The sequence below is a fragment of the Shewanella sp. 2_MG-2023 genome (assembly GCF_030548905.1).
Lineage (GTDB): Bacteria > Pseudomonadota > Gammaproteobacteria > Enterobacterales > Shewanellaceae > Shewanella > Shewanella electrodiphila.
On record NZ_JAUOSO010000004.1, the window covers coordinates 128,564 to 148,082 of the forward strand.

The window sequence follows — 19,519 nt, forward strand, 5'->3', positions numbered from 1 at the left end:
AAAGTCTGGTAAGTATGCTATCTTGGTTTTTCTCCCTACCGCTTAGTAGGGACTTCTTTTCCTTTCCGAACTCACATCTCGGCACTCCTTAGTCGCCCTCCTAAGCCTCACAGCAGGCTTTAGCTATGTCCATTTCGACCCCAAATTTAAATAAAATATTCAAACTCACTAGAATTGAAAATGTAGAAACCAACAACAATGAACCCCATTTCGCGCCTTGGTTGCCACTTACTCAGAAAGTACAGTCTGCTTCGCCTTCAGCGATTATATATTGCGAGGGTAATTTCGGAAAAATTGATGGTAAAACCGCAAATGGGCTAGTGAGGCATTCGTTACACTATCGTATCTTATCGGTTATTGATAGTGAGTCAGCTGGCTTAGATGCTGGAGAAATATTGGATAAAAAAGCCAATGGAATACCTATCCTGGCCAATACTGAAGAAGCTATCATTCACGCAGAAAGTATCCCCGATAACTTTATTTTTGGTATTGCACCATCAAGTGGTTTTTTATCTGACTTGGATAAAAACATCATTTTAAATGCCATGTCACTAGGGATGAACATTGTAAATGGCTTGCATGAATTTCTAACTGATGACCCTCTATTTCTAGAGGCTAGTTTAAAGAACAACGTTCGAATATTCGATACCCGTAAACCTAAAAATAAAGGCGACCTAAAAACGTTTAGCGGAAAAATACACAGCGTTAAATGCCCGAGAATAGCTGTATTGGGAACGGATTGTGCATTAGGAAAACGAACAACAGCAACAATATTAGCGAATGAACTGACTAAAAAAGGCCTTAACGTTGTTATGATTGCCACTGGTCAAACAGGTATTATACAGGGTGCACAATACTGCGTTGCACTCGATGCTGTCCCTTCACAATTTTGTGCAGGTGAGTTGGAGTCTGTTATTGTACAGGCCTATGAAAAAGAAAATCCGGACCTGATTATTATTGAAGGGCAAGGAGCCTTAAGTCACCCTGCGTTTTCAACCAGCGCTTTTATCTTACGTGGCAGTTGTCCAACGGGTGTGATATTGCAGCATGCCCCTAAACGTTCATATCGTAGTGATTTTCCTGATTGCCCAATGCCTTCGATTGCCTCAGAAATCAACCTTATCGAAACGTTTTCTAATACCGATGTTATTGGACTAACACTGAATCATGAAGGGATGTCTTTAGATGAAACACGTTGTGTGATAGACCGCTATACTACCGAATTTGGTCTACCGGTTACTGATGCACTATCACAGCCTGTCGAAGATCTACTGCACATTGTAACGTCAGCCTTCCCTATGATAGCAAGTAAACTGGCCGAAAAAGGGTGAACTACCCTAGGTTAGACATCGATTGCGGAAAAATTCACCATAACGCTCAGTTCCTGATTACTCAGCTCTTACTGAAAAATATATCCGTTACGCCTGTAACAAAAGTCTTCCTCGGCCATCCCATCATCGCACAAGTTCTTATTGATGCTGGTGCAACAATGTTAGCCGATTCAAGAATCGAGAATTTTCAAAAGATGACAGAATCTGGTATTTCTATCCCTAAAATGCTGATACGTACACCCATGCTAAGCCAAGTGGCAAGCGTAATAAAATATAGTGATATGAGTTTAAATTCTGAAGTTGAAGTGATTCGGAGGCTTTCACATGTAGCGGGACAACAAAATTGTCGACACGATATTATTATTATGGTTGAGCTTGGCGATCTCAGAGAAGGCGTAATGCCGAATCGCGTGATTGACTTTATCCATGAGATTATTTCCTTACCGAACATCACGATAAAAGGGGTCGGTACGAATTTAGCCTGTCGGTATGGTGTCGCTCCAGACGATCAAAAAATGAACATTCTTTCAGATCTTGCCGATGGAATTGAAGCTACATTTGGGATCAGCCTAGAAATTATTTCAGGGGGTAATTCTGCTTCAGTTAACTGGGCTCTTCAGAGAACAAGCCTAACTCGAGTTAATAACCTTCGTATAGGAGAAGCAATTTTTTTAGGCTGTGAACCTTTAGAACACGAAAATATTTTAGGCTTACATGCAGACACTGTTTCTTTGACTGCTGAAGTGATTGAATCCAAGATTAAACCTACTTTGCCTTGGGGAAATAGAGGATTTAATGCTTTTGGTGAAAAAGAAAGCCTTCAAGATAGAGGGGAGGTCTCACAAGCTATTCTAGCATTAGGCCGCCAAGATGTTTGTGTCAGCGGCCTTAAGGCTCCGAATGGGATTAAGATCATGTCTTCAACCAGCGATCATCTTGTCCTTGAATCCTCACAGAAACCACTATTTGTAGGGGAAAAAGTCACATTCAGTTTAGATTACACTGCTCTCTTATCTTCTATGTCTTCAGATTATATCCATAAATATTTTAAGCCACGCAAAGGGAGGAGAAAGGAATATTATACGGATAAAAGTGATTATCTTCGACAGTGTCATGCTTAACGGTTGTCAGATAAGCCCAATGGACTCTAATGACTTACTGATTAAAGAATTAGGCTAACTCACTCTAGTTAGTACTAAGTTAGAAGCCAATATTGTCACTCTTGTTTTTGTAAAAAGAAAAACTTTCAATATAGATAGCTTAGCAGAAAAAGTCGCCGTTGGTTTAGGTCACAACACTCTAGCAATGCTTGGTAGCTAACAAAGTCGTGGCGCTTCGCCCACACCCGACGAAAGGGAAACAACAGCATTTCCCTTTTCGCTGATTCATATATAAAGTGCCTTGCCGCTCCGGCGAAGTGTTTTTCCTCATGCTACAGAGCTAATTTACTACCGCCTCAGATTCGCCATCCTTGGCTCAATCTGAGGCTATGTCGGTGTCCTGCCTCCATCACGCAAATTAGCTCAACGCATTCGGACACTTCCAGCGGAGACTATTGAGCCCGCAGGTTCATTTATTGTGTCTGTGCGATAAATTGAATACATAGGTTTTTAGGTGTTTTTGATCTTCTTTGAATGTTCAATTTGAATTGAGGTAAGCAAGAAAATTACGTGAGTCCAGACATGGCCTTTCTAGCACATCCATGTGCTTCAAGGCATTTAGTGCATCCTGCACTTAAGATTCCAGCTAGCTTTCGAGGGGGAAGGGTCACTCCTTGGCATCCATGCCATCGTGACATTCGTAAATCCATTTACTTCAGACGCACCATCGGAAGCGTTAGTGATTTTTGTAGCTTGCCGAAGCGGACTCAAAATTAAGTTTAAAGCTGGATCATTCTCCGTTGGAAATTTTGCTTTTTAAATTTCGCCGGAGCTGCGGGGATTTTTTGTAAGCCAAGAGCAAGAGGGAGTCGCAGTTCACTCCCTTTTAGTCTGCTCTTTACAAAAGAATGGGCGAAGCGCCACGACCTTGATTTTGATTTAGATTCGATTCAAATCTAGAAATCATTAGCTAACTAAATCTGCTAACAAGCTTTGGGGAAGTTATGAGTTAAGATCATTGGAACACTCTGATGAATCCAACTCTAATCGTCTTTTACTGTCTCGTTACCCCACAGATTTGAATTTTTATCACTGTCTATGAACGGAATGTTTTTCACTTAAGCCTGCCAATAATTTGATTTTACATGGTTATCTTTTCACTTGCCCATATTGATGGTTTTTAAAACTGTATTTTTTAAATTAGCGACTTGAAGGCTGTCATTTTTCAACTAAATTTGAAATTGAAAGCCTTGATTGAATTTTGAGCGATAGTGTTTTAAGTCGTGGGATTGATACGGTTAAGTTATAAATCACAATACCGACTTCAAAATATCAAAAAGTTCATAAAACATTTATTGATTTTTGGATCTGTTTTTGATTAATTAGCCTCAATAATCATGCGCTATCAGTGTGGTTTGTTTATTAAACGGTGTGCTTTTAAATAGTGCATTATCAAAGGTATGTGTTGATTTAAGGGTGTTGGCATATATGTATAACACAGCAAAAAAACAAGTTTGGTTTGGTGAGCTTCGCACATCGAGAGGCACTTCTATTGTTGTCCATGACAATCAGTTGCCAGATGCACCTCCGGGGCGGATCTATTTATTCAATGTCAACCGAAACACCATCGGTGAATACGTTGAAGATATCGTTAAAGTTAACTTGCATGAGCTTGAAACTGAACAGTTACAAACGGTCAAAGCCGAGCATAATGCAGCTTGGATAGCTGCACGTTCTGAGTTTATGGTTAAGCACGAAGCGCACATTGAATTGTCTTCGGTTCCAGACTCTGCGCCTACGACTAAATCCAAAGCGATACCAGCATTAGAAGAGCCTATGGATGAGGTATTAGATGACGATGATATGGAATTTGAAGATACTGGCTTTGAAGCGAGTATGAGTGACGATAGTGACGACTAATATCATCTAGTCCATTACTTTTACAATAAAGTACTTTTATCAAAAAGTACTTTGCTCGAATATTACTTTACTCAAACAGTGCTTTACTCAAATAGCACTTTACCCAAGCAAGCATGGCGTTGTTTTGCAGACATAATCAGATTAGATAAAAATGGCGCGAACTTTTACGTTCGCGCCATTTTTATTGCTGTGAGTTTCTGAACACTAAAAGGTCAAAGTTTAGATGACCTCGCCTTACAGAATACCAAATTCATAGCGGCTAGAGTGACGATAGGTGCCGCCAGCAGGTACCCAAGGGTCACCGGGTAAATCAGGCTGGTTAGGCGAATCTGGCAGCATTTGGGGTTCTATGCACACTGCTTGGTGTGATTGATAAACTTCGCCATTAAAACCGATAGCGCCTTCAAGGAAGTTTGCACCATAGACTTGAACTCCAGGCTGATTGGTATAAATCGTCATTGTGCGGCCGCTTTCAGGGCTTGAAAGGCAACCAAATCGAACTAAATCATCTGCAGTCTTTTGCAGTACATAGCAATGATCAAAACCATTAGTTGCCGCAAGTGCTGGACGCTGGGTTTGCTCGGAAAATACTGTGGCTTGGGATAAATCTAAATCACTGTTAGTCACTGAGCTCATTGCAATAGGCACGCCTACATCATTCATTGGTAAGTAATGCTGAGCATCCACTTGAATCTGATGTCGGGTATTGGTTTTGCTGCTCGCGCCTTCTAAATTAAAATAACTATGTTGGGTTAAACTGATAGGGCAGGCTTTATCGACCTTTGCTTGCATGTCGATAAGCAGGTTGTTGTTATCTAAACGATAATCTAGTTGCACCTGGCAATTTCCAGGAAAACCCATATCGCCATCAGGACTTGTGAGGGTTAATCTGACACCGTCTTCTAGCGGTTGCATCTGCCATTGTTTTAAATGAAAGCCATCGGCGCCGCCATGCAAACAGTTAGTTGCTTGGTTAACATCAAGTTGATATTCGTGGCCTCGATAGCTCATTTTACCGTTGGCAATACGGTTAGAGTAACGCCCTGCAATCGCGCCTAAATAGGCTTGCTGCGCTAAATAGTCAGCGACACTGTCACAGCCTAAAACGATATTTGTCATCTCGCCTTGTTTATCGGCGGTCCATAATTGGTGAATGATGCCACCAAGACTTAATATTTCAACAGCCACTTTGCCGTTATCTAATCGAATCCGTTCAATTTGACCACCGCGCGGATCTTGCCATGGTTCAAGGGCTGTTATTTGAATCATTAAAGTCTCTTCCTGATGAGATGAGTTAACTTGAAGATTGCGACGACGTAAACTTGGTCATCGCTTAATCAATTCTTCCTGCGCCATTACTGGCTGAACATAGGTAAATAATGGCTTCTATTGCTGTTTCTTTAAGGTACTTGTCTTCAATCGCATTGACGACGAGATCAGTTAACTCGTGGTCAATTAACGCGACCACACAACCGTCACTCATACGCACGCCGCCACGGTTACCGATGACTTGTTTGATGATGCTGACTAAAGTGTCAATTTCTGGTGTGGTAATGTCAAAATCAGTCTTCATCGACTCATGGGATTGCGCCATTAATTGACTAAACCTTGGCATGTCATTTTGGCCTAGTGCGCGCGCGGCACTAATGGTGCGCTGATTTTCACTTAACACGTGTCTTGCTCTGGCAAATAACTCTTCACCTAATGCGTCTTTTTCACGATTAAGCTGAACTAGACTGACTTCTCGTAAAGACTCAACAGCCAATAAGTCATTTATTTCAGCACACTGTTGTTTTCGTTTATCAAAACGCTCAATCAGGCTTTGGCGATCAATGTTAGGATCAACGATCAATAAACTGAGGTTTTCTGGGATCGCGACAGGCTCACTATCGAGCTCCAAACAATCAATCAATAACGCATGATCGGCTTCAGCCAAGGCGCTAATGGTTTGATCCATGATCCCAGATTCAGTCTTGATAAAACGATGCTCGCCACGTTGGGCTATTTGAGCAATCGCTAAGGGAGACAAGTGAAGTTGACTGGCGTAGCTAATGGCGGTGCCGAATGCGACTTCTAAGGCCGCAGAAGATGACATGCCTGCGCCTAATGGCACATTGCCGACAATAGCAAGATCAAGCCCTTTTGCTTTCAGGCCTGATTGAAACATTGACGCGGTAAATCCTTTTAAATAATTGCCCCAGCTGCTTTGGTCTTGAGTTGACCCTTCTTCACCAAACTTCCACTGTTCTATTTGACCTGGAAAAGCATCAGTAACAGCTCTGAAGGTATTATCACTACGTTCCTTAACCGCGATAACAGTGTGAAAATTGATTGCAGCGGGTAAAACGAATCCTTCGTTATAATCCGTGTGTTCGCCAATGATATTGACGCGACCTGGTGCTTGATACAGGTCATCAGCCGTAGTTCCAAATGTTTGTACAAACAACTTCATGGCTTTTTGAGCAGGATTAGACATACAGTTACAGTTCCAAAGAATGCCGAGTTACGTAATAGGCTACGCACTATGTTACTGACTAAGTTACGTACTAAGTGACTAATATCGTATTGACTTACTTAACCTTAAATTTAGTCGAAAGTGAGTTAATTGCGCTATAGATATGTGATTTATATCACGATTGGTCGGAGGTGTAACTAGGATTAACAATTTTGATTCTATTTGGGCATGAATGTGAGTTTTTTTTGAGTTAACTCATGTTGTTTCAGCCAAATCCAAACTCAAAAGGGGTATTGTGATTGATAGATTATTCTGCTTACCGAACAATATTCGCGATTACTAATACCCGCTGACATATCCTCAATAAAAATATGCCAGTGGGCGTCATTGCAATATCGCCCTGTTTCTAAGGCAGACCTAACAGCACTCATCCTTTTTAGTAATGCGACGGCTTAGAGCTGATTGACTGATCCCTAACATTTGCGCCGCAGCGGTTTGATTATTGGCAGTGCGGCTCATGGCTTCATCGATTAAGGCTTGGCTCATATCTGCTAATGTGGGTAATACTTGTGGGAAAATGATGCTATTTCCAACATGCTCAGCAGTCGACTTATGCTCATTAATCGCTTCCATAAAGGGCGAAATGTTTAATTGTATGCCATCGCTGCGACTGACAGCATCAAACACCATGCCTTTAAGTTCATGTAAATTTCCAGGAAAGTCATAGCATTTTAGTTGGTTGGCTAAGTCATTTGGTTGCTGTGGCGGTGCTAAATTCATTTCTGCAGCGGCCAATGAAATGAAGTGATTGATTAACATGGCGATATCTAATTTACGCTGCCTTAATGGCGGTAAATGAATTTTATGTGCCCGTAAGCGATAAAGCAGGTCACGTCTGAATAAGCCTTCTTGATTACGTGCGAGTAAATCATGTTGAGTTGAGGCAATGATACGGCAACTCACAGGATAAGGGCGATCGCTACCAATCGGATAGTATTGTTTTTGCTGCAAAACATCTAATAACTTTGCTTGGGATGCCAAAGGTAAGTCGCCAATTTCGTTTAAATACAATAAGCCTTTACCCACTTGATGTAACGCGCCCGCTTGCGACTTTCCTGGCTCTTGGCTCAATTGACCAAACAATTGCAGTTCAAATGCGCTTTCACTGATCCCTGCTAGATTCACATTCACAAAAGGGGCTTCTGGACTATAAAGCTGGTGGCAACTTTTGGCGAATTCATCTTTGCCTGTGCCACTTTCCCCGTAAATCAATATCGGTTCAGGGCTGAATGCCACCGCCTCCAAGTATCTAAACTGATCCAGTAAATTAGGCTCACATGTCAGAATATTATTAAAGGCACTAGGTTGGGCCAAAGTCTTACTTAAAAAGCTTTCTTTAATGCGGTGATAATTACGTTCCAGCCCAACCACTTCCAGTGCACGGCGTACGGTTAAGGCTAAATCAGCGACATCATCGGTTTTAATAAAGTAGTTATAAGCCCCATTTTTAATGCAGCGCACGGCGGTATCAACTTCATTTACCCCAGTGACAATAATCACTCGGGTGTTGGGGTGTTCAAGGCGGATTTGAGCCAGCAAGTCTTCACCAGAATGAAATGGCATGGTTAAATCTAATAATACCAGCGCGTAATCTGTGCCTTCTAAGCGATTCATCACTTGACGACTATCAACACAAGTATCAATAACCGCCTCTGGTACTAAACGATTTAAGGTGACTGCCAGAGTACGTAACCAAGGCGCTTCATCATCGACTAATAAAATATTACGGGCGAGTTTCACGGGTTTAGCTCCTTGCTATCGTTATTAGTGTGCTCTTGTCTGTTGGAGTCAGTCATGGGGCTAGCGTCTAAACCTTCCTGAACCAGTAGGCTGAAGGTTAAGCTGAAGCAGCTACCTTCGTTAACGGTTGAAGTGACTTTCATGTGTCCATGATGTTCTTTTAATATGCGGCTACAAACGGAGAGGCCTAAGCCACTGCCACCATGTGAACGTCTGGTGGTGAAAAAAGGCTCTGTTATGCGCTTTAATGTCGCTTTATCCATGCCGCTACCGTTATCTTGCACACTGATGCCTGCAGCGGTGTCAGTTGAGAACGTTTTAATCAAAATCACCCCATCACCTGGTGGAGTCGCATGACAAGCATTTTGAATTAGGTTAATCATGACTTGATGAAGTTGCTGTGCGTCCCCGTTAATCTTGGGGCTAGGTTCTGCTAGCTCAATTCTGACCTGATAGCGCTTTAATTGATTCGCAGTTAATCGCTGCGCAACTTGTACCACTTCATTCAAACCAATGGCTTGATGATTTGAGGCAAGGTTGGGTAATGCGTAGCGTTTTAAGTCATTTACAATCCGCGAAATACGTTTGGCACTTTCTTCAACCACTTCGGTACTGTGACTTATTTCGGCAAATGCAGCTTGCGGATCAAGTCCTGCTACTAACCAAAAGGGGTTCTGTTGTTGATAATAATCCGCAGCAGGTTGTAGGTCTTTCATCGCTTCAGAAAACAAGGCGATTGAGTGAATGATGATACCGGTAGGGTTATTAATTTCGTGAGCGATACCTGCTGACAGTTCCCCGAGCGAGGCTAAGCGACTGGCTTCATCGTTGGCTTGGCGAAGGTGTTGCTGTTCGGTGTTTTCTTCAAGCAGTACTACAGCTTGTTCATCTGTGATGGGGTGAATTTGCATTTGCCAGTACTGGGCTAAATAGCCCATATCCGCGATGAAGGATTTTTTTGAAGTTATGACTGATTTGACACTGGTGGCTAAATCAAATGGAGTGCCGTCAACACAATGAAGTTTACTATGGCTGAGTAATTGATTGTTATCGTTACTCCACAGGCACTGCATTTGTTTATCAAAAATGGTCATGCCGTGAGGAATACCATTCAGCACAGCCTGAAACTGATGGGATAAGGATCTGATTTTTTGTTCAGCCATTTCCCGTTGTTGTAACTCAAGAGCTAAGGCTTCTGAGCGAAACTTTAAACTGCGGCTGACTGAAATGGTATACAGCATCCCTATAGCTGAGATGATGGATATCACGATAGAAAGAATAAGCATCTTTTTATGGGTTGAAGTGATATCGAACTTTTCACGCCCCATACCAAACCATTTATTAACTAACCTATCATACTCGCCAGAAATTTTGAGTTGTCGTAATGCATCATTGATCTCATGCAGTAATGCAGCGTCTTTGGGGTGACTAACAAAGGTGAATGCGCCGAAGATAAGTGCATCACTGGCACTTCGAACAGAAGGGTATTTGGGCTGCAGGCGACGTGCGACAAAGTTTTCAGCGAGTACCACATCCACTTCTTTAGTGATCAGTTTTTGAAAGCCCGTTTCGTATAAATCAACTGTTACTTGAGTAAAATCTTGCGGTTGATCCCTTAGAAAAACATCGACAAATGCACCTGTTTTTACCGCCACTCGTTTACCGGCTAAGTCAGACCAATTATCAATGTAATCTTCGCCTTGTAGCGTAAAAGCTTTGGCATGAGTGGCATAAATCGGATCTGATTGGCTTAACTCACGTCTTTTATTGATCGGGCTGACGACAGCCACCACATCAATCGGACTGTGAATATCATGCATATCAGTCATCAATTGTTGGAATGTCTTACGGCGCACCATAATGGGTCGATTTAGCAAATGGCCAATACTGTTCATTAATTCAACATGAAAACCTTGGTCAACACCGTTATCTCGCCACTCTAAAGGAGCTGTAGTGGAGTGCACCCCAAACACAATAGTTTCCTTTGCTAACGAAGGAAAGCTGATGACTAGCAATAAACAGAGTAGGTATTTCATTAAACGTTTTTCAATGAGTTGTATTGATTTCTTAATTGCACTTTAGCAAATCATAATCTTCATAACTGTGGCATTGGGCGTAAATTTGATAGAAAAAGTGGCGCTAAATATTACCAATAATGAGCAATTTGAAATATGGCTTTAATCAAAGGGAAGTGTGGGTTTGATCACTATCAACTATGCAAAAATGCATAGTGCTGAATTGGCTTATGCGCTTTTGCATAGTGAGAAAAGCCAGATGTGATCAGTTGTTCAGTTTGGAAACGAGTCTGCCAAGTTTGATTGAGCAAGCGTTAAAACAGGATGAAAATGGTAATAAATCAGGTTCAGTAGCCAATGTGATGCTTAATACAGCATGGCATGAAAGTGACGAATTAGCGTCATGGCTATTTTTAAGGAGTTACCATGAAATTAACACGATGCGCAGCTTTGTTAGCTGTTTTACTCGGTTCAGCAGGCCTTGCTGGCGGCGTGATGGCTGCAGACAATCTTGCTGACATGCATTCAGAAAATCAAGACTGTGAAAGCTGCCATTTACCCAGTGGCGAGCTATCTAATGACAGCCTGACTTATGAAAATGAGCAATGTGTGTCGTGTCATGGCACATTAGAAGAAGTCGCTGAAAATAATACTCGTGAAAACTACAATGCCCACGAATCTCATTTCCCTGGCGATGTAGCCTGTACTTCTTGTCACAGTGGCCATGAAAAATCAGTCGTCTACTGTGATTCTTGTCATAGCTTCGATTTCGATATGCCATTTGGCAGTAAGTGGGAACGTTATGAGCCTACCATTGCTGAACTAGCAAAAGACTCTGCTGACCGTAAAGCGGCATTGGCTAGTGCGCCTAGTGATACTGTTGATGTTATCGTTGTTGGTTCAGGTGGTGCTGGTTTCTCAGCCGCTGTTGCAGCGACAGACAAAGGTGCAAAAGTCATTTTAGTTGAAAAAGAGCCTGTGATTGGTGGTAACGCAAAACTTGCAGCCGGCGGCATGAATGCAGCTTGGACTGATCAACAAAAAGCCAAAGACATTAAAGATAGCGTTGAGTCTATGTACAAAGACACCATGAAAGGTGGCCGCGACTTAAACGATCCTAAATTAGTTGATGTATTAACATCGCACTCAAAAGGTTCAGTTGATTGGATGACTGAAATGGGCGCTGATTTAAATGATGTTGGCCGTATGGGCGGCGCATCAGCTAACCGTTCACATCGCCCAACAGGTGGTGCAGGTGTCGGGGCTCACGTGATTCAAGTGCTTTACGATAATGCGCTAGAGCGTAACGTAGATATGCGCATGAACACCCGTGGTGTTGAAATCTTAAAAGATGATTCTGGTAAAGTTGAAGGTTTACTGGTTAAAGGTAAATACACAGGCTACTACTGGGTGAAAGCGGATGCCGTTGTCATGGCAACAGGTGGTTTTGGCCGCAACAATGAACGTGTATCTCAGTACGACCCTAAATTGAAAGGCTTTATTTCAACTAACCAACCTGGCGCAACAGGCGACGGACTTGACGTTGCGGGTAACGCTGGTGCAGGCATGACCGACGTTAAATACATTCAAGCACATCCAACTTTATCGGTTAAAGGTGGTGTGATGGTGACTGAAGCGGTACGTGGTAATGGTGCGATTTTGGTGAACAAAGAAGGTAAACGCTTCGTCAATGAAATCACCACTCGTGATAAAGCAGCGGCAGCGATTCTTAACCAAACAGGTAAAGTGGCATATTTAATCTTTGATGACTCAGTGCGTAAATCACTGAAGAAAATTGATAAATACATCCAACTTGGCGTGGTTCCTTCAGCTGACTCTCCTGAAAATCTAGGTAAGTTAGAAGGCATCGACGGTAAAGCACTTACTGCATCAATTGCGCAGTACAACAAACTAGTTGCAGCAGGTAAAGATACTGATTTTGAGCGTCCTAACTTACCGCGCGCACTGAATGAAGGTAACTACTACGCAATCGAAGTGACTCCTGGCGTTCATCATACAATGGGTGGTGTATCGATTGATGATAAAGCTGAAATCCTCTCTGAAGATAAGAAAGTGATTCCTGGTTTATACGGTGCTGGTGAAGTCACAGGTGGTGTTCATGGTGCTAACCGCTTAGGTGGCAACGCAATCTCTGACATCATTACCTTTGGCCGCTTAGCGGGTGAGCAAGCGGCGGCATACTCTAAAAAGTAAGTTTTAAAATGTAAGTCTTCATCAATAAGTTTAGCGATAACATTATTCCCCTTAATGTTATCAATGCAAAGTGAGCCAATTGGCTCACTTTTTTTTATGCTTTTTATAGGTGAGTGTTAAAGCGCATTTTTCCACTGTGGGTAAGTAACTTTCTCACGGTTAAGCTGACTGAGGTGGCCACTGAAATGGTTAAGGTGGCAAAAATAGCGACTAAAATTACGATTTGATACTTCACAGCAATAATTGGATCGACACCACCTAAGATTTGTCCCGTCATCATGCCAGGTAAGCTGACTAAACCTGTGGTTGCCATGGACGCTAGAATAGGCGCAAAAGATTGCTGTAGTGCAGTTTGCACAAAGGGTGCGGCAGCTTGTTTAGGGCTAGCACCTAACGCCAGAGCGCCGTGATATTGAGGCTGTTTTTCTTCAAATGCAGCAAACAAACGTTGCAGCGCAATAATATTGCCGCTCAGGCTATTGCCTAACAACATACCGGCAGTGGGTATCAGGTATTGGGCGCTATAAATCGGTGTCGGCTGAAATAGCCACAACATCATCACCATTAAAATAGGCATGAGTCCAAGTAGCAGCCCAGTGCAGATAGGCACCATTAACGGCCGTTTAGGTAATTTAGCTTTACTGATAATCGCACTAGCACCAACCAGTAGCATCACCAATAGCCAAGCGAGATTTACCCAGACATTATCGAGGTGAAAAAGATATTGCAGATACAAGCCAATTAAAGCCATTTGCAGCGTCATTCTCACCACGGCGATGGAGATCTCTTTACCGAGATGCAGTTGGTATGAGCGATTAATGGCAAAGGGGACGATTAATACCAACATAAACAGCCCAAGGGCAAGCCAACTAATATCCATAATCTATCCTTGGGTGTAAATGGCTGTAAGGTTAGTTAAACAAGTCGGCATATGTTATTCAAGCTAGGTTATTCAAGCTAGGTTATTCAAGCTAGTGATTCAAACATAAAAAAGCGCCTTATAACAACATAAGACGCAGTTTTGATTTGGCTACATTGCCGCTAAAACAATCAGTCGGCAGCCATTACTCAATCAAGCTAAGGTTTGCTCAGATTAGGCGTTATTTCATTTTTAGCACTGGCTTTATCTGCACTCGTTTCTGCGCCATTGGCTGTTTGTTCACCTTCAGTTTTAGGCTCAAGTAATTCGTGGATGACGTTATCGACAAAACCTGCACCTGCTGCCTCATACAAGTTATAAACGCTGTTTACGCCTTGCTCTTTCAGTGATTCAGCATCTTCAGAGTACTGGACAATGGCACTAATTTTTCCTTGGTATTCGAGCTTTTTCAGTTGCTCAACGGCAAACATATTACCCACGTGATGCGGCATAGCCAGTAGGACTAATTCAAGCTTAGGGGCACGTTCAAGTTTTTCCCAAAAATCGGTATCGCTGGCATCGCCTTGTACAACATTACGGCCTTCGTTGCGATGAAAATCCACTAACTCTTGTTTGTGTTCAATCCCTAAAATTTCGCCACTGTACTTACTGCGCAATTCATCATAAGCACCTGAACCAATTCGCCCCATACCTAAGATCAAAAAGCGAGGATTACCCACAGGGATCTGTCTGTCTTCTGGATGAAGAGGATGTTTTTCCAGTGTGGTGAAGGTATCGTGAAATTTTTGGTATAAGCGATTCACAGTAGCATTTAATGGTGCAGCAATTAAGAAACTGATACTTAATGCCACCGCTAAAATAATTAACCATTCGGCTGGTAGCCAGCCTTTTTGTGCCGCAACGGCCGCAACAATTAAACCGAATTCACTGTAGTTGCCTAAGTTAAACGAGGCAAACAACGAGGTACGAGCACGCAACTTAAAGCGGGTAAGGATGAAGAAAAACAGCAATACTTTAAACGGAATAAGTAACACTAATAACCCTGCAAGTCCCACATCTTCGATCGTGGGTAGACCATTTAAGCCAATGGTTAAAAAGAAGGCGACTAAGAATAGTTCTTTAAAGTAGTAAATTGACTTAGCAAGCTCAGATGATTTTGCGTGACCGGCAAGTAAAATCCCCATGATCAGAGCGCCTAAATCAGGTTTTAAACCAACGGCTTCAAATACCCATGCACCCATGATAAGTGCCATGGATAAACCAAATAAGATCAGCATTTCACCGTGGCCCACTCGGTCAAACACTTTATAAATCACCGGTTTCAATAACGGTAGTAGCAGTAAACCTAAGGCATATACTGATGGAAATTCGCCTTTAGAAATCGTTAAGAACAATACCGCGAAGATATCTTGCATAATCAAGATACCAATGGCGATACGGCCATATAGTGCCTGGCCATCTCCGTTTTCATCGAGCACTTTAACGGCAAACACGGTACTTGAGAAACTTAAGGCAAAACTTAGCAGCAATAGTTGGTCTATCTCTAGATCAACCAGTCTATCTAGACCGACTAAACCCAAGAGTTTTAATATGGGCAAAAAGAACAAAATCGAACCGATTAAGTGCAGACTGGAACTGGCCCAAATCTCAGATTTAAGCAAGCTTTTTACATCGAGTTTTAAGCCAATAGCGAATAGCAGCAGCATAACGCCTAAGTCAGCTAGTTCTTGCAGTAATGGCACACTTTCATCTTGGACACCAAAAATAAACAGTATGAAGCCTGCTGCTAAATAACCAATAAGCGGAGGTAATCCGACTCGGCTAACGAGCATGCCGCAAAGCAGGGTAATGATGAAAATTGCTGGTTCCATAATGCCTTATTTCTAGTTGTTGAAAATGGGTTGTAGTTAAGTAGATTGTATAACAATAAAATTAACTTGATATTAAAATTTAAACCTATATCAACAAAAAGGCCAATTTAAAAATAAATTGGCCTTTTTTCATAACGTTAAAAATTTATAAATTATTTTACAAGTAATAAATCCAAGTGTTCAGCAAAAGGTTTAGGGTTCATAAAACCCGTTACTCGTAAATCTTCACGTTGATTGCCATTTTCATCGAACATTAAGAGTGTTGGTAGTCCTAACACACTGAAGTGCTCGAGCAATTCAACATCAACTGCATCACTTTTGGTCACATCTGCTTGCAGTAAAACCATTTGATCTAAACGCTCCATCACTTCAGGGGCGACGAAGGTAATGTTCTCAAACTCTTTACAGGCCACACACCAGTCAGCATATAAATCCAGCATGACGGTTTTACCGCTAATACTGGCTTTATCCAGTTCAACTTCTAAGTCATCTACCGATTTAATCAGTTTAAATTCGGCATGTTTAACAGGCGCACTTTGATTGATTTCATTACTGATCGACGGCGCTTGTAACCCCATGGCAGACATAACCGCTTGGAAACCGTATGAGAAACTTGCCAATAATGTCAGCGTAAGCAAAATGCCACGAGTGGTTTGCTTCCAGTTAAACTCAGACAGCTTGTTTTGGTGGATAAGGTAGCCAGTTAAGCCCACGCCCCATAGCGACCAAAGTACATCAGAGACAACCCCAGGCCAGATGCGACCTACCATTACGATAGACACAGAAATCAGTAAGAAGCCAAAGATGGTTTTAATGATATCCATCCAAGCGCCTGCACGTGGTAATAATTTACCGCCAGAGGTGCCAATAATAAGTAACGGCACACCCATACCCATGCTTAATACGTAGAGTGCTAAGAACCCTTGCAGTAAGTCACCGCTTTGCGCCACATAAATCAATGCACCAGACAACGGAGCGGTAGTACAAGGTGAAGCGACTAAGCCTGAAATCACGCCCATAAAGAACACGCCAATCAGGTTGCCACCTTTTTGGTTATTCGACAGGTTGTTCATTTTATCTTGCCATTTGCCCGGCAGGCGTAACTCGTACATGCCAAACATAGACAAACTGAGCAGCACAAACATCACTGCTAAGAAAATCAAAATAGCAGGGTGCTGCAGCGCAGCCTGGAACTTCATCCCAGCAGAAGCGACCACTAAGCCTAATAGCGAATAGGTAATCGCCATACCTTGAACATAAGCCATCGATAAGGTGAAGGCTTTTGCGGTAGATAATTGCTTACCTTGACCGACAATAATCCCTGATAAAATCGGGTACATTGGGAATACACAAGGGGTTAGGGCTAAACCAATGCCTAAACCAAAGAAAATCACTAAGGTCCACATCAGACTGTCGTTAGCCAACATTTGGCTTAAGCTATCTTGCTGCGTGATTGGTGCTTGTGATTCTGGGTTGGCTGGGGCATTTTGCGCTGCTTGTTTTGCGGCGTAGTCATCGCCAATGATGGCTTTTTTCTTGGCAAGTTTGCCATCGTTGGCCGCAACGGCTTCTAGATTTACATCACGTTTGGTAGGTGGGTAACACAGCTTACCCTCGGCGCAGCCCATAAAGGTGACTTGCACCTTTGAGCCAGCAGCAGCCTCTTTAAGTGCCAATGGCAGCTCGACATAAGAGTAGTAAACGGCTTGTTCGCCAAAATATTCGTCATCGTGCATTTTACCTTTTGGCAATTCGATATCGCCAATGACTGCGCCATCAGCGCTAAAGGTCAACTTGTCACGATACATGTAATAGCCTTCGGCTATGACAAAGTTAACTGCGACTCGATTACCGTCTTGCTTGTAATCAAATACGAAAGCCTCTTCAACGGGCATTAATTCAGGTTCGTCTTGTAAAAAGCTGAATTTGTTGCTGTTACTAAAAATGTCTTCACTGTGTGCTAATGGTGATAGCAGCAGTAAGCTGGTCAATATAAGCGCAAATATTTTATTCATGATTGAGAGGTTTCTTTTATCCAATGTAAATAATTTGGCAAGCCATGGGTAATAGGCGTAGCGATTAACTCTGGTACTTCATAGGGATGCAAATCGATCACTATTTTTTGTATCGCATCATAATTATCTGCCATGCATTTTATGTGCATAGCCACTTCACTACTATGACAAACCTCACTTTCCCAGACATAGACCGATTCGACCTGAGGATACAATTGCACACAAGCAGCGACCTTAGCGTTGACTAACGCTGTTGCGAGCTTTTTTGCACTGGCGATATCTGGACAAGTTGTTATAACTAATAAATAGTTTGCTGACATAGGGAGCTTATCATCTTTGGTTTATCTTAAAGTTAGCTTAAGCTTAATAACCTAAAATAGGTGCTTGCTAGAGCTTATGAATTTGTTTTTATTCATAACAATAGCGCACTACTTTACGTTTTTTTGTCATTGAGTTCACTAGAGGCCGATAATCTTTCGAGATGAATTATGTAAGCGTTAGTTGCTAATTTAATACTGATAGCATTGATGACATCGTCATAAGTAAACAGTATTAACCATTATCTCGAAAAATCTTGACCGCAAAAGGTCTAAATACCTTTGTGAATAACAATAATTTTGATGCGTCTTGAATTAAGACCTGATTACCCCCATATATTGTTCATACCCAATGAAATAATTGAGGCCAGCATGCTGTTAGTTTTGTTTTTAGTTTTTATTCTTGTTCCTGCTATTGAGTTATCAGTGTTGATCTCAGTAGGAGATGTGTTTGGCCCATTGAATACTGTGGCACTCGTGTTTTTAACCGCAATAGTCGGTGTGTCATTGGTGCGTAGCCAAGGCTTAAGCACCTTAATGTCAGTGCAATCTAAACTGGAACGCGGTGAAGCGCCAGGTAAGGAAATTGTCGAAGGCATGATGTTAGCTGCAGCAGGTTTATTGTTGTTGTTCCCAGGTTTTGTCACTGACTTGATTGGTTTATTGCTATTAACCCCATTTACTCGTTCACCCATTGCGAGCTACATCTTTAAACGTATGCAAATGCGCGTGGTTGCTGGTGGCGGTTTTCAGGGGCAAGCGGGTCAGAACCCATTTGGTCAGCAAGGTTTTGGCCAAAACCCATTTGATCAAGGACGCAATGACAGAAATACCTTCGATGGCGACTTTGAGCGTAAGTTTGATCCGAATGACATGAGGCCTGAAACCCATCAGGTTGAAATGAAAGATATTACCCCAGTAAAAGATGATGTATCTGAAGCCAGCGATACTCAATCTGCAACTGACAGTGCCAGCGATAAAACTGACAAGCGCTAAACAGCTTAGCGCCTTACGAATCTTATTTTCTAATAATAAAAAGCCGCTTGAGTACAATACTCAAGCGGCTTTTTTAGTTTTTTTGAGGTGGTTAATACAGAGTAAACACGTAAAAATGAGACGGTTTATAAGGAGCTATTCGGCTTTAATGGCTATTTATTTTAAGGGCTATTTCTTAAAGTCTATTCACTTTTAGGCTTATTGATTTGAAGGCTTATTAGCTTCATCGATTTTTTTGCCCATGATATAGGCACTAATACTGCCCCCAATCCAACAGATTAATAGCACCAATACCGCGATATCCAGTGAAGCAGGTAAGTTAGTGGTAACACTTTGGTGCACAGCGTCATAAATGCTATAAAAATCGAGGGGAATATTGCCGGCAACAATATCATCGGCAATGGTTTGAGCGCGCTGCATGACCACGGTCATGATGGCACATAGGCTCACAAAACATGCTGCAATAATGCTCCAGCCAATGGCTTTTTTACCTAAATATAAGTGCCCAACTCCAGGGCAAACAAACGCATTTAACAGGGTGGCATTGACAGACTTACTCATGAGGCTTTCCTTGGCATTTAGTTTATTTATTACTGCTAGTCGCA

14 protein-coding genes are annotated in these 19,519 nt (G+C 42.1%); 5 read left to right on the plus strand and 9 right to left on the minus strand.

Annotated elements, in window-relative coordinates; genetic code table 11:
* The first annotated feature begins 125 nt into the window (after nt 1–125).
* The 3 genes from Q4600_RS05920 to Q4600_RS05930 all read left to right on the plus strand — a co-directional run bounded on the left by Q4600_RS05920 (nt 126) and on the right by Q4600_RS05930 (nt 4,351).
* On the plus strand, nt 126–1,331 hold the full coding sequence (locus tag Q4600_RS05920; RefSeq protein WP_102527490.1) for a DUF1611 domain-containing protein: 1,206 nt from the start codon (nt 126–128) through the stop codon (nt 1,329–1,331).
* Nucleotides 1,328–2,452, plus strand: coding sequence for an alanine/ornithine racemase family PLP-dependent enzyme (locus Q4600_RS05925; RefSeq protein WP_102527491.1), 1,125 nt, complete (start codon nt 1,328–1,330; stop codon nt 2,450–2,452). The genes Q4600_RS05920 and Q4600_RS05925 overlap by 4 nt, the downstream gene beginning before the upstream one ends.
* A 1,467-nt stretch (nt 2,453–3,919) precedes the next feature.
* Nucleotides 3,920–4,351 (plus strand): hypothetical protein, encoded by a 432-nt coding sequence (locus tag Q4600_RS05930; RefSeq protein ID WP_303513746.1) that lies wholly within the window; start codon nt 3,920–3,922, stop codon nt 4,349–4,351.
* A gap of 234 nt (nt 4,352–4,585) precedes the next feature.
* Here Q4600_RS05930 and Q4600_RS05935 read toward each other — a convergent pair whose 3' ends face one another.
* The 4 genes from Q4600_RS05935 to Q4600_RS05950 form a co-directional block, all read right to left on the minus strand.
* Entirely contained in the window at nt 4,586–5,620 is a 1,035-nt protein-coding gene (locus Q4600_RS05935; RefSeq protein ID WP_303513747.1) for an aldose epimerase family protein, read from the minus strand.
* A gap of 64 nt (nt 5,621–5,684) precedes the next feature.
* Nucleotides 5,685–6,827: a galactokinase gene (galK, locus tag Q4600_RS05940; RefSeq protein ID WP_102529469.1), complete on the minus strand. Its 1,143-nt coding sequence runs from the start codon at nt 6,825–6,827 to the stop codon at nt 5,685–5,687.
* Between the two features lie 396 nt (nt 6,828–7,223).
* Nucleotides 7,224–8,606, minus strand: coding sequence for a sigma-54 dependent transcriptional regulator (locus Q4600_RS05945; RefSeq protein ID WP_303513751.1), 1,383 nt, complete (start codon nt 8,604–8,606; stop codon nt 7,224–7,226).
* Nucleotides 8,603–10,579: a transporter substrate-binding domain-containing protein gene (locus Q4600_RS05950; RefSeq protein WP_368501598.1), complete on the minus strand. Its 1,977-nt coding sequence runs from the start codon at nt 10,577–10,579 to the stop codon at nt 8,603–8,605. The genes Q4600_RS05945 and Q4600_RS05950 overlap by 4 nt, the downstream gene beginning before the upstream one ends.
* Before the next feature lie 468 nt (nt 10,580–11,047).
* On the opposite strand from Q4600_RS05950, the gene Q4600_RS05955 reads away from it, so the two are divergent.
* Nucleotides 11,048–12,835 carry a flavocytochrome c gene (locus Q4600_RS05955; protein WP_229372499.1) on the plus strand — a complete coding sequence of 596 codons (1,788 nt, stop codon included), beginning with the start codon at nt 11,048–11,050 and terminating at the stop codon, nt 12,833–12,835.
* 103 nt (nt 12,836–12,938) lie between these two features.
* On the opposite strand, the gene Q4600_RS05960 is transcribed toward Q4600_RS05955, so the two are convergent.
* From Q4600_RS05960 to cutA, 4 genes are all read right to left on the minus strand, one after another.
* On the minus strand, nt 12,939–13,715 hold the full coding sequence (locus Q4600_RS05960) for an ABC transporter permease (protein ID WP_303513758.1): 777 nt from the start codon (nt 13,713–13,715) through the stop codon (nt 12,939–12,941).
* 197 nt (nt 13,716–13,912) lie between these two features.
* Nucleotides 13,913–15,586 (minus strand): cation:proton antiporter family protein, encoded by a 1,674-nt coding sequence (locus Q4600_RS05965; RefSeq protein ID WP_303513760.1) that lies wholly within the window; start codon nt 15,584–15,586, stop codon nt 13,913–13,915.
* 152 nt (nt 15,587–15,738) lie between these two features.
* The gene (locus Q4600_RS05970; protein WP_102527719.1) at nt 15,739–17,601 is read right to left on the minus strand and encodes a protein-disulfide reductase DsbD; all 1,863 of its coding nucleotides are present in this window, start codon (nt 17,599–17,601) and stop codon (nt 15,739–15,741) included.
* Nucleotides 17,598–17,921: a divalent-cation tolerance protein CutA gene (gene cutA, locus Q4600_RS05975; protein WP_102527720.1), complete on the minus strand. Its 324-nt coding sequence runs from the start codon at nt 17,919–17,921 to the stop codon at nt 17,598–17,600. The genes Q4600_RS05970 and cutA overlap by 4 nt, the downstream gene beginning before the upstream one ends.
* Nucleotides 17,922–18,290: 369 nt before the next feature.
* On the opposite strand from cutA, the gene Q4600_RS05980 reads away from it, so the two are divergent.
* On the plus strand, nt 18,291–18,914 hold the full coding sequence (locus Q4600_RS05980; RefSeq protein WP_102527721.1) for an FxsA family protein: 624 nt from the start codon (nt 18,291–18,293) through the stop codon (nt 18,912–18,914).
* Nucleotides 18,915–19,112: 198 nt separating this feature from the next.
* Here Q4600_RS05980 and Q4600_RS05985 read toward each other — a convergent pair whose 3' ends face one another.
* A complete protein-coding gene (locus tag Q4600_RS05985; protein ID WP_102527722.1) occupies nt 19,113–19,475 on the minus strand; it encodes a hypothetical protein in 363 nt (120 codons plus the stop codon).
* Between the last annotated feature and the right edge of the window lie 44 nt (nt 19,476–19,519).

Bases quoted from the DNA above. Each gene is read 5' to 3' on its own strand.
- galK (WP_102529469.1), bottom strand. From the start codon at position 6,827: ATGTCTAATCCTGCTCAAAAAGCCATGAAGTTGTTTGTACAAACATTT.
- Q4600_RS05920 (WP_102527490.1), top strand. From the start codon at position 126: ATGTCCATTTCGACCCCAAATTTAAATAAAATATTCAAACTCACTAGA.
- Q4600_RS05955 (WP_229372499.1), top strand. From the start codon at position 11,048: ATGAAATTAACACGATGCGCAGCTTTGTTAGCTGTTTTACTCGGTTCA.
- Q4600_RS05965 (WP_303513760.1), bottom strand. From the start codon at position 15,586: ATGGAACCAGCAATTTTCATCATTACCCTGCTTTGCGGCATGCTCGTT.
- Q4600_RS05980 (WP_102527721.1), top strand. From the start codon at position 18,291: ATGCTGTTAGTTTTGTTTTTAGTTTTTATTCTTGTTCCTGCTATTGAG.
- Q4600_RS05970 (WP_102527719.1), bottom strand. From the start codon at position 17,601: ATGAATAAAATATTTGCGCTTATATTGACCAGCTTACTGCTGCTATCA.
- cutA (WP_102527720.1), bottom strand. From the start codon at position 17,921: ATGTCAGCAAACTATTTATTAGTTATAACAACTTGTCCAGATATCGCC.
- Q4600_RS05960 (WP_303513758.1), bottom strand. From the start codon at position 13,715: ATGGATATTAGTTGGCTTGCCCTTGGGCTGTTTATGTTGGTATTAATC.
- Q4600_RS05985 (WP_102527722.1), bottom strand. From the start codon at position 19,475: ATGAGTAAGTCTGTCAATGCCACCCTGTTAAATGCGTTTGTTTGCCCT.
- Q4600_RS05930 (WP_303513746.1), top strand. From the start codon at position 3,920: ATGTATAACACAGCAAAAAAACAAGTTTGGTTTGGTGAGCTTCGCACA.
- Q4600_RS05935 (WP_303513747.1), bottom strand. From the start codon at position 5,620: ATGATTCAAATAACAGCCCTTGAACCATGGCAAGATCCGCGCGGTGGT.